Source organism: Mycobacterium sp., from assembly GCF_052145595.1.
In the GTDB taxonomy this organism is placed as follows: domain Bacteria; phylum Actinomycetota; class Actinomycetes; order Mycobacteriales; family Mycobacteriaceae; genus Mycobacterium.
Genome location: NZ_JBKQOI010000264.1, coordinates 1 through 10,458, shown reverse-complemented (window position 1 = coordinate 10,458; position 10,458 = coordinate 1). Strand labels below are relative to the sequence as shown.

Here is a 10,458-nt window from a genome sequence, read left to right as displayed (position 1 = left end):
AACGTGACGCCGACACGATCCTTCTCCACGATGATTGCACCGAGGCCCTTGGCCCCGGGCTCGTCGGTGAGCCGCGCGTACACGAGGTAGTAGTCGGCCTCGCTGGAGTTGGAAATCCAGCGCTTGGACCCGTTGACGGTGTACGTGCCGAACGCGTACTTGGCGCGTGTCGTCATGTCCGTCGCGGCCGATCCCGCCTCCGGCTCGGAGATCGCGACGGCCATCGTCGCGTCACCGCTGACGATCTGCGGCAGAAATCTCGTCCGCTGGGCGTCGCTACCGAGCAGGTTCACGACCTGTGCAGGCCCAGTGTTGGCCTCGAAGACCTGAAACGCGGCGGGGCGGCATTCCTTCGCGAGCTCCTCCACGACCACGAGGGCTTCGAGCAGCGTCGAACCGCTACCGCCGAACTCCTCTGGTAGGGCGATTCCAAGGAAGCCGAGCGAGCCCAGGTAGCGCCGCTCATCCCTGGGGAATCGCACCCGCCCGACGTCCCATTCCTCGGCACGGGGCGCATACCGCTCCCGCGCCACCTGGCGCGCGAGCTGGCGGATCTCCCGATGTGCCTCATCTCTACCCAAGGCCATCAGACTCCTCTTTCGATATGAACCATGATATTGGTACACATGGATACATAGTCAAGGAGCAACGGGCGTAAGTATGATAACCATAACTAGCAGTTCGGGAGGATCGGATCCTATGGCTAGAGCCGTGATCATCGATGCCGTCCGTTCGCCGATGGCCAAGGGCAAGGCCACGGGGGCACTGGCCGGAGTACATCCGGTCGACCTGCTCGGGCAAGTGCTCGCCGCGATCGTCGCGCGCAACGACATCGATCCAGCGGCCGTCGACGACGTGGTCATCGGCTGCGTCGGGCAGAACGGCGAGCAGTCGGCCACACCCGGCCGGCAGGCCTCGCTATCGGCCGGGTTCCCGGCCGAGGTGCCGTCGATGACGATCGAGCGTAAGTGCGGCTCTGGCCAACAGGCGATCGACATCGCCGCATGGGGAATTGGCGCCGGTGTGTACGACATCGCCCTCGCCGGCGGTGTGGAGTCGATGAGCCGCGTCCCGATGAGCTCCAACCGGATGGGAGCCGACCCCTTCGGCCCGCGAGTCCACGCCCGGTTCCCCGATCTCGTTCCGCAGGGTCTCTCGGCCGAACTCGTGGCGGGGAAATGGTCGCTCACCCGAGAGCAGCTGGACAGTTACTCCGCCGAGTCCCACCGGCGCGCGGACGCTACGCGCAGCAACGGCGGGTTTCGCGACGAAATCGTGGCGATAAGCGTTCCCGACACCGACCGCGCCTTCGACACCGACGAGAGCATCCGGCCGGGCACTACCGTCGAGTCCCTCGGCTCGCTCAAGCCGGCCTTCGCCTCCGACGAGAACCGCGCACGCTTCCCCGACCTCGACTTCATGATCACCGCCGGCAACGCCTCACAGATCACCGACGGGGCGAGTGTCCTGCTGCTCATGAGCGAGCAGCGGGCGACAGAACTGGGACTCCGCCCGCGCGCCCGGATCGTCGCATCCGCCGTCTGCGGCGACGACCCGACGCTCATGCTCACGGGACCGATCCCCGCCACACGGAAGGTGCTGGAACGCGCGAAGCTTGAGCTTGATGATATCGACGCCGTCGAAATCAACGAGGCGTTCGCCTCGGTACCTCTGGCCTGGGCCACCGAATTCGACGTCGACCTCGCCCAGGTCAACCCACGCGGCGGCGCGATCGCTCTCGGCCACCCGCTCGGCGCGTCAGGAGCCCGGCTAATGACGACGCTCATACACCACCTCGAACAGACGGGCGGCCGATATGGGCTCCAGACAATGTGCGAGGCAGGCGGCATGGCCAACGCGACGATCATTGAGATCCTCGACCCCGCCCCGCAGAACGGCTGAGGGTCCGCTAAACGATCCTCGCCGGCCGACGCAGCGTGCCATTCCTGTCTGGCGTCGCCGAACTTCGTTCGTATCCACGACGCCGCGAAAACCCGGAGGGCGCCCGACCATGACTACTACCGACGTTGACCGACCCGTCCTCGTCGAATACGAGGATGGCGTGCAGATTGTCACCATTAACCGTCCAGAGGTCCGCAATGCGATCAACGAGGCTACAGCGCAGGGCATCGCCGCCGCGATGGCAGAACTCGACGAGCGCGACGACCTAGTCGCCGGCGTGATCACGGGTACTGGAACCACGTTCTGTGCTGGCATGGACCTAAAGGCGTTTCTGCAGGGCGAACGGCCCTCGATCGAAGGGCGAGGATTCGCCGGTATCGCTCAGCGCCCACCGGCCAAGCCCCTCATCGCAGCGGTCGAGGGTCATGCCATTGCTGGCGGCTTCGAGATCGTGCTCGCGTGCGACCTCGTGGTCGCGGCCAAGAACGCGACCTTCGGACTGCCTGAGGTCAGGCGAGGACTGCTGGCCGGGGGCGGGGGCCTGCTGCGCCTTCCCCACCGAATCCCGTACCACGTGGCGATGGAGTGGATACTCACCGGTGACCTCTATCCGGCGACAGCAGCGCACACATACGGATTGGTCAATCGGCTCGCCGAGCCGGGCCGTGCGCGCGAAGCCGCCATCGAACTCGCCCGCGTCATCGCCAAGAACGGGCCCCTAGCGTTGCGCGCGAGCAAGCAGATCATCACCGCGTCACGCGACTGGTCTACTGACGAACAGTTCGCTCGCCAGCAGGAAATCTACGAACCCGTCCGGTCATCTCAGGACGCCCGCGAGGGCGCTACGGCTTTCAAGGAGAGGCGCCCACCGAAGTGGCGCGGGCACTGAATCCATACCGGCCTACGTCCGGCTCCGCGAACGGCGGGTAAACACGCTAGGATTGCGGAAAATCGGCGAACCATCTGTAAGGTAGGCAACGATTACTGACCAAGTGGCACGAGCCCCGATATCTGCGGGCCCGCACCTCATATCGCCGTCCCAGGAACCCACGTGATGGCCGCCAACCGCCCACCCAAGGCCGCGATGTTGGTGGCTCAGCGCATCGTGCGCGATATCGTACGTGGAGGCCTCAAGCCCGGCGACCTGTTGCCGCCAGAACGAACGATGCTCGAGAATTACGAGACAGGCCGCGGCACGCTGCGCGAAGCCCTTCGGCTGCTTGAGTTTCAGGGTGTACTTGCCCTTAAGCCGGGTCCCCGGGGCGGCCCAGTGGTGCTCGACCCAGACGCCTCATACCTGGCCAGCTCCTTGGTGCTGCTGATGCAGCTCAAGCAGGCGCCGTTCCGCAGCATAGTCGAGGTACGCTCCGCGCTCGAGCCCATGATCAGCTCACTTGCGGCCACCCGGATCGACGACAAGTCAGTCGCCGAACTCCTCGGCACGATCGAGGCGATGCGCGAAAGCCTGGGCGATCAGCAGATCTTTCTGGAAGCGAACAAGCGGTTCCACGACATCATTGCGTGGTCGTCGGGAAATGCCTTGTTCGGCTACATCATCGAATCACTGCTCGGGATTATGGACGGAACCGTGATCGGTATCGACTATCCGAGCCCACGCCGCTCGGCGATACTAAAGGCGCATGAAGCCATCTACGGAGCCATCGAGGCGCGGGACGCGTCGGCGTCGGAGAAACTCATGCGCAAACACATCGACGAGTACACCCGCTACGCCATGCGGAAGTTCCCCGAGGTACTTGACGAGGTCATCCAGTGGGACCGGTCGTCGCTGCCCTGAGGTCCAGTCTGAAGCGGACGTCCTGCCTACTCCGTTCGTTCTGAATACGGTCATTAAGCTTCGGTTTGGCCTGGCGGCAGCAGTCGCATGCCCGACATCGAGGTCGAACGACGCGAACTGCAGTCTGGATTAGGCTGAACCGTCCCGAGCGGCGCAACGCGTATGACCTGGACATGGCGAAGGCCATTACCGAGGCTACGCAGAATGCGTCGTCAGCCGAGGACGTCGTTATTGCCCGAAGCGATCCAACAGTGCCGCTGCAGGCGGTGGTAACGAGCTGGTGGTTGCCTGCGGCTTGGCCATTGACGCCGTCCGGGCGTCACCCTGGTTCCCGGGAAGGCCAGAATCTCTCGCTCGTCCTCCGTGCTGATCATGTCGACCACGCCGCGTCTCCCTTCCCTTAAATCGATGCATATGATATTACTCTTATTTGAGTGCAGGCAACGGGTGGCCCGCACGGAGACGGGCCTGGCCGACTCGGACGTGACGACCACCGCGAGAACCTCGTCCTCACCGGCCTCCTGCTGGGCAGGCACGCCGAGAACGGTGCACTCAATGACGCTCGGGAAGCTCAGGACGGCCTGCTCGACCTCGTACGAGCTGATGTTTTCGCCACGACGACGCAATGCGTCCTTATATCGGTCTACGAAGTAGTACCACCCCTCTTCGTCCCTCTTGAGCGCGTCGCCAGTGTGGAACCACAGGTTCCGCCAGGCCTCGGCCGTCTTCTCCGGCATCCCGTAGTAACCGAGGCTGCACGTCCAGGGGTACTTGTATCGCAGAACGAGTTCTCCGGTCTGGCCGACCGGGACCTCCTCGTCCGTGTCGGGGTCGACCAGCCGGATCTCGAAGAAGTCACTTGCAACCAGGCCTGCAGCCCCGGGCGGACGGATCTCCCCGTACGGCGACAGGATAGGCGCGCACGTCTCGGTGAGACCGAAGGCATCGACCATTGCCTCGATCCCGAATCGCGCCATGAACTCCATCAGGATCGATGAAGCAGTGGGCGCCGCGTATACCGACCGAAGCTTATTGTCGGCGTCGTCGGGCCGGGCCGGCTGCTTCCAGACGAAGTCCATCATCACGCCGATGAGGTTGGTGACGGTGATGTCGTTCTCGCGTAGGTGGTCGACCCACCGGCTCGCCGAGAACTTGGCGCGGATCACCAGGCGTGCACCGGCTACGAGCGCCGGGTAGGCCGCCATGAACTGCGCGTTCCCGTGAAACAACGGCGTTGTAGTCAGATACGTGTCTTCAGGCGTAATTCGCTGGAGGCTCGCGACCTCTTCGCCAAAGAAGAACATCTGGCCGTGCGGCATCGCAACACCCTTGCTCGGGCCGGTGGTGCCCGAGGTGTAGAAGATCGAAGCCTGCTCCCCCGGCGTGAGGTCGACGGGCTCCGCGCTACCCGATCCAAGAAGTTCGTCCCACAGGCCGGAGTTCCAGCCCGCGTCACGCAACGCGGCAACAGCAGCAGCGCCGGAACCGGTATCGATGACGTAGAAGGTTTCAACGGTCGGGATCTGCTCCTTGATGGCCACGAAGCGGTCGGCAAAGGTGTCGTCGGTGACGACAAATCTGGCCTGGGCCAGCACCACTTGATGGCGCAGGAAGTCGCCCTCGTAAGCGGTGTTGATCGGAGCTTCGATGAGCCCTCCGATGCCAGTTCCGAGCCAGGAGAACACGAACCGCGATGAGTTGGCCGCCATGACGACGACACGGTCCCCGCGCCGCGCACCCGCCGCGGTGAAGCCAGCGAATACCTGCTGCGCCCGGGCGAAGGCTTCGCCGTAGGTGAATTCGACGCCCTCCTCCGGCGCTATCAGAAAGACGGAGTCGGGTCGCTCCCTCGCATGATGGCGCAGCACGTGCGCGAGTGTCCAGGTAGCGCGGTCCGGAAACCTCAGGTCAAGGTCGGTGTACGTGCGGGTCACGCGGAGTGGCACCTCTCCTGAAAGGCGGGCAGCACCCGCTGGGCGAACAGTTCTAGAGAGTGCAGAACGCGGTCCTGGGGCAGATCGAACCACTGCATGCGCAAGATCACCATGGTGACGCCGGCCGCCTCGATGTCCTTCAGCTTGAGAATCGCGGTGCTGGGGTCGGTGAAAAGATATGCGTCGCGTGCCCGTCGTTCCGCCTCGTCAGCGCCCGCGAGGTGCTGGTAATCGACGGTGTCGTCGGGACGGTTGTACCGGCCGTACTCGGCGGACAGGCCCCCGCGGGCGGCAGAGCCCAGTCGCCAGGCGGACTCGGCGTCCTCGTCGAGCAGGATTTCTCGGCGGACCACGAGTTCCTGGGCCTCGGGACGACCGTTGGCGCGCCTCGCCTCGCGGTACAGGCCGAGCAGCTCGCGCAGCCGCTCTACTGTGACGTGCGGCGGGATGATCCATGCGTCGCCCAGACGGGCCGCGCGCTCGACGGCCTTGGGCTTACCGCCGGCCCCGATCCAGACCGGAGGCCCTCCCGTTTGTACGGGCGGCAGACTGATCTTCTCGTCGGTAAACCGGAAGTACTTGCCATCGTGACTAACCCGGTCGCCGGTCCACAGCTTCCGCATGATATCGACGGATTCATTGAAACGGCCTAGTCGCTCGGTCATCGATACGCCGAACGCACCGAACTCATTCTCGCGGTATCCGAGCCCGACGCCGGCGACCGCTCGGCCGCCTGACAGATGGTCGAGGGTGGAGAATTCCTCGGCGGCGGCAATCGGATGCCGCAGCGGGAGGATGAGCATATTGGTTCCCAGACGCATCTCGCCCGTGTAGGGCGCGAGTGCCGCCAGCAGAAGCAACGGCTGAAGGGTCGGCATGCTACCCAGATAGTGCTGTAGAACCCACACCGATTCGATGCCGCTGCGCTCGGCTAGGCCAATCTGCTCCCGCAGATCACCGATCCTGGCCGCCGGGGCCTTCCCCGGCGGGAAGTCATTCATGATCGCCAGGCCAAAACGCAACGCCATGTTAGCCGTCCTTGATGGAACTGTGCCGACCGTGGCCCTGTTCTGAGTATCAGTATAATCGTTAGCACCTATTGGGCAACCAGGAGCTTCGCCGCCTCTGTAACCAGCCGCAGTACACGGTCGGCGGCTGCACCGCGACCAGAGCAGCGGACCGTGCACCAGCCTCGTGACGCTTAGGGCGATGGAGAGGCCACACAAGCACGTCGCTGCAGGACGGCACCCTTCTTCTCGCCCACGGAACCGATGCCTTCGCATTCGCAGTGGTTCGACGCCGGAGGATCCGAGGTCCATGCGGCACTTAACTCGCGTCGGTGTAGTCGTAGAAGCCGCGACCGGTCTTCCGGCCGAGCCAACCTGCCGCGATCATATTGCGCACCGTCGGCGTCGGCTTGAACCGATCGCCATGGGCCGCCTCCAGCGCAGTGAGCACGTGGTAAAAGGTGTCCAGCCCGTTGAAGTCCCCGAGTTCCAGCGGGCCCATTGGGTGGTTGAAACCCAGACGTATCGCCTTGTCGATCTCCTCGGCGGTCCCAAGCCCCTCCTCGAGCATTCGCACGCACTCGAGCCTTAGGATCGCCGAGATCCGGCTGGTCAGGAACCCTGGGCTATCCTTCTGGCAGACCACGACCTCTTTGCCGAGCCCCTCCGCGAACGCCCGCGCCCGGGCCAGCGTCTCGTCGGAGGTCTGAAGCCCGCGGATGAGCTCGACCAATCTCATCATTACCGGCGGGTTGAAGAAGTGGATGCCGACGAAGTTCGACGCCCGATCACCGAGTGGCGCCGCCAGCGAAGTAATGCTGGTCTGCGAGGTGTTGCTGCCAAGCAGGGTGTCGGGCCCGGTGCAAGCAACCACACGCGCGAAGATCTCGTGCTTGAGGTCGATGATCTCCGGAACCGCCTCGATGACGACATCAGCCGGGGCAGCGCCGTCCTCGATGTCGATCAGCAGCGTCAGCCGCGACCACACCCCATCGAGCTGTTCCTGGGTCAGGGTGCCCTTCTTGGCGAACCGACCGAGGCTGTTCGCGATCGACGCGCGGCCCTGGTCAAGCGCCTCCGGGGAGACATCGACCAGCCGGACGTCGTGGTCGGCCATGGCCGCCAGCTGAGCAATGCCGTTGCCCATCTGGCCGGCGCCGACGACGCAGACGGTGAGCGGTTGGGTCATCAGATACCTCGTTGCTGTTCGCGGTTTCGCATCAGCTCGGCGGAGCATCCAGCACGTCATCGATGCCATCGCCGAACGATGCGCGTAGTCGGCTGCCCCAGACGAAACGCGGGACTAGCTCGACGAGCAGCCCCTCGTCGGTGGTGACGTAACACATGTCGAGGCCGTCGGGCAGCGGTCGTCCACATCCGGTACGAGCGTCCCGATATGGACTGAGGACCGACCACGTAGGCCGTCATTGCGATCCGTCGTTCTCGCCGTTCACGATACATTATTATCATAAGTAGAATTATTGGATCAAGTGCAAGAAGAAGTTGGATCAAGTACAAGAAGAAGAGGGAGATCGCTGGCTGGCCGACGCGTGCCGCCCGGACGTCCAGGCTGCCTACCTATCGGCCACGGAGGGGGCAACGGACTGACGGTAGGTTGTGCCAAACATGCAGGCCCGACGTGCGATGGAGGGTCTGGCCACCTTCTGCTGGAACAACCAGGAGCACCTCGAGGCCTACTACGCGACCCCCTGCATGGGCACGATCGTGCATACGCTGAACATCCGGCTGCCCGCCCAGCAGCTGCGGTGGCCGGACGTTCGATTCTGGCTAACAGCGATTGCCGACCGACCGCATGTGAGGGCATGCGGCACTATCTCCGCGCGACCGTCACGGTCGAGCGTCACGACCAGGCCGGAAAATGCTGGCCCAGCGGGCCGTGCCGTGTTCTACTAGCACGCCTCGACCAAGGCGCGATTCGATCAGGATTTCGCCGCTCGGCCTGCCCCGCGCACCGCCGATGCCTTTCGCCGATACCTCGACACCGCCGCCCGCGTCGTAGTCGAGATCGAGCCGGTGGAACGCCGACCACAAATCACGCCCGCCGACCGGCCTGAAGACGGGCGCGGCGGTGCTCAAGGCTGACCGCCGTCCACAGTGAGCAGCGAGCCGGTTGTGTATGTGGACGCCGCTGATGCGAGATACAGGGCCGCGCCGACGATCTCCTCCGGTTGCCCTGCCCGCCCGGAGGCAAAGGTTGCTGCTCGAGCCGCAAAAGCATCCATGTCCCAGGCCTTGCTGACGTCAGTGAGAAAGGTGCCGGCGACGATCGAGTTGACCCGGACGGTCGGTCCGTAGGCGTGAGCGAAACCGACCGTAAGTGCGTTGAGAGCCGCCTTGGCCGCGGCGTACGGCAGTTGGTGAGGCCTCGGGTGGCTGGCCATCGCCGCGGCGCTGGAGATGTTGACGACCGAACCGCCGCGGTCTTCGGCCATCCGTGGCCCCACCAGCGCGGTGAGCCGGAAGGGCCCCTTGAGGTTAACGTCGAGGACCTTGTCCATGAGCGCCTCGGTGACGTGGCCGACCGTATCGTAGACCGGGGACATGCCAGCGTTGTTGACGAGCACGTCGAGGTGACCGAACCGCTCGTACACCGCATCGACGAACGGCTCCAACGCGTCCCACTGCCCGACATGCAGGCCAATGCTGAGAGCCCTCTGCCCCGTGGTCTCATGCACGTGCTCGGCCAATTCAGTGCAAGTCTGCTCGTTTCGACTTGCGATCACCACGTCCGCACCGGCTGCGGCGAACGCCAGCGCCATGGCCCGCCCCAACCCGCGACTCCCGCCGGTCACCACCGCGACCTGGCCGCTCAGGTCGAACAGGAAACGTGGCGGCTGCATCGGCACCTCCTAGCCGGGCGATCACGAGGTCGCTGATCATAGTCAACGGAGAACTGGGCTGGCCTCAGCCGCTTCTCGTTACGGCACGCCCGAACGGGAAACGTAAGTCTTTGCGCCGTCCCGTGGTCAATGTAACGGACCCTGGCAGATATAGCCTAACCATCTGCATAGATTACCGGAAGCCCTCGGTCTCAGGGACAGCCATGATCCAATGCCGACCTCGACGGTCAATTGGGTTCGTGCCTTGGCCCCGGGCCCGCGTCACGGCGCGGACACCCCACTCTGACCCGGACTGTGACCCGGCCGGTGCAGGCGTCAGCCTGGTGTAGGCGGCGGGCGGTCAACCAGAAGCCGCCGAACTATACGTCGGCGAGCAGCTCCAGCGCGTCGGCAACCAGCTCCTGCGCCTCGAGACCAAGACCGAAGGGTCCGAGGCCCCGCTCCCCCTCTCCGACCTGTGGGTCGCGGCACTCAAGCTCCGCAGGCAGCAGCAGGACACCAATCGGGAACACGCGGGAGACACCTGGATCGACACCGGCCTGATCTTCACCTCGGGGCGGCTACGACGGTTAGTCGGCAGTCCGTGGCAAAGGTACAGAACAGGACGTTCTGTCGCCTCGGCGAGTGGCTGGCGCGACTTGACACATCGGCCTCACGGATGTTCAGCCAGCCCCAGATTCCGGTCGTGGGTTGGCTGGGTGTGGCGCTGCCGGTCGCGGAGGTTGCGGCCGTTCAGGTACGCGGCCACGGCCAAGAGGGGAACGTGGATGGCGGGAAGGTTGTGAGCGAACCAGCGCGGCAGCCAGATGTCGGTTACCGAGCCGTCCGCGGCCCCGATCTTCTCAGCGAGCTGGGTGAGCGGGCAGCGGAACCCGTTTGCCGCAAAGATGAGGCTCTCGCCGGCTACGACCGCGCCCGCCAGGGCCGCGCCGCGACCGGTGCGCCTGGCGGCACCCGCG

General features: G+C 64.7%; 12 protein-coding genes. 3 read left to right on the top strand and 9 right to left on the bottom strand.

Translation table 11 applies throughout. The annotated features are described in order from the left end of the window. On the bottom strand, positions 1-587 hold a 587-nt coding region (locus ACLP4W_RS22780; protein ID WP_442389680.1), incomplete at its 3' end, for an acyl-CoA dehydrogenase family protein. A 112-nt stretch (positions 588-699) separates the two neighbouring features. Here ACLP4W_RS22780 and ACLP4W_RS22775 point away from each other — a divergent pair. The 3 genes from ACLP4W_RS22775 to ACLP4W_RS22765 all read left to right on the top strand — a co-directional run bounded on the left by ACLP4W_RS22775 (position 700) and on the right by ACLP4W_RS22765 (position 3,697). Further along, positions 700-1,902, top strand: a complete 1,203-nt coding sequence (locus ACLP4W_RS22775) for a thiolase family protein (RefSeq protein WP_442389679.1) — start codon at positions 700-702, stop codon at positions 1,900-1,902. A gap of 109 nt (positions 1,903-2,011) precedes the next feature. Next, positions 2,012-2,791 carry a crotonase/enoyl-CoA hydratase family protein gene (locus ACLP4W_RS22770; RefSeq protein ID WP_442389678.1) on the top strand — a complete coding sequence of 260 codons (780 nt, stop codon included), beginning with the start codon at positions 2,012-2,014 and terminating at the stop codon, positions 2,789-2,791. Positions 2,792-2,956: 165 nt separating this feature from the next. Further along, positions 2,957-3,697 (top strand): FadR/GntR family transcriptional regulator, encoded by a 741-nt coding sequence (locus tag ACLP4W_RS22765; protein ID WP_442389677.1) that lies wholly within the window; start codon positions 2,957-2,959, stop codon positions 3,695-3,697. Positions 3,698-3,909: 212 nt separating this feature from the next. Here ACLP4W_RS22765 and ACLP4W_RS22760 read toward each other — a convergent pair whose 3' ends face one another. From ACLP4W_RS22760 to ACLP4W_RS22725, 8 genes are all read right to left on the bottom strand, one after another. Further along, positions 3,910-5,631: an AMP-binding protein gene (locus ACLP4W_RS22760; RefSeq protein ID WP_442389676.1), complete on the bottom strand. Its 1,722-nt coding sequence runs from the start codon at positions 5,629-5,631 to the stop codon at positions 3,910-3,912. After that, positions 5,628-6,659, bottom strand: a complete 1,032-nt coding sequence (locus tag ACLP4W_RS22755) for an LLM class flavin-dependent oxidoreductase (protein WP_442389675.1) — start codon at positions 6,657-6,659, stop codon at positions 5,628-5,630. Before ACLP4W_RS22755 ends, ACLP4W_RS22760 begins: the two co-directional genes overlap by 4 nt. A gap of 298 nt (positions 6,660-6,957) precedes the next feature. Beyond that, positions 6,958-7,827, bottom strand: a complete 870-nt coding sequence (locus ACLP4W_RS22750; RefSeq protein ID WP_442389674.1) for a 3-hydroxyacyl-CoA dehydrogenase family protein — start codon at positions 7,825-7,827, stop codon at positions 6,958-6,960. A 31-nt stretch (positions 7,828-7,858) separates the two neighbouring features. Further along, complete coding sequence (locus tag ACLP4W_RS22745) at positions 7,859-7,984, bottom strand: hypothetical protein (protein WP_442389673.1); 126 nt, start codon at positions 7,982-7,984, stop codon at positions 7,859-7,861. Positions 7,985-8,486: 502 nt separating this feature from the next. After that, positions 8,487-8,735, bottom strand: coding sequence for a hypothetical protein (locus ACLP4W_RS22740; protein ID WP_442389672.1), 249 nt, complete (start codon positions 8,733-8,735; stop codon positions 8,487-8,489). Continuing rightward, positions 8,732-9,499, bottom strand: a complete 768-nt coding sequence (locus ACLP4W_RS22735; RefSeq protein ID WP_442389671.1) for an SDR family NAD(P)-dependent oxidoreductase — start codon at positions 9,497-9,499, stop codon at positions 8,732-8,734. Before ACLP4W_RS22735 ends, ACLP4W_RS22740 begins: the two co-directional genes overlap by 4 nt. Positions 9,500-9,858: 359 nt before the next feature. Continuing rightward, on the bottom strand, positions 9,859-10,011 hold the full coding sequence (locus ACLP4W_RS22730; protein WP_442389670.1) for a hypothetical protein: 153 nt from the start codon (positions 10,009-10,011) through the stop codon (positions 9,859-9,861). 140 nt (positions 10,012-10,151) lie between these two features. Then, positions 10,152-10,458, bottom strand: a 307-nt coding sequence (locus ACLP4W_RS22725) for a hypothetical protein (RefSeq protein WP_442389669.1), incomplete at its 5' end; no start/stop codon positions are given.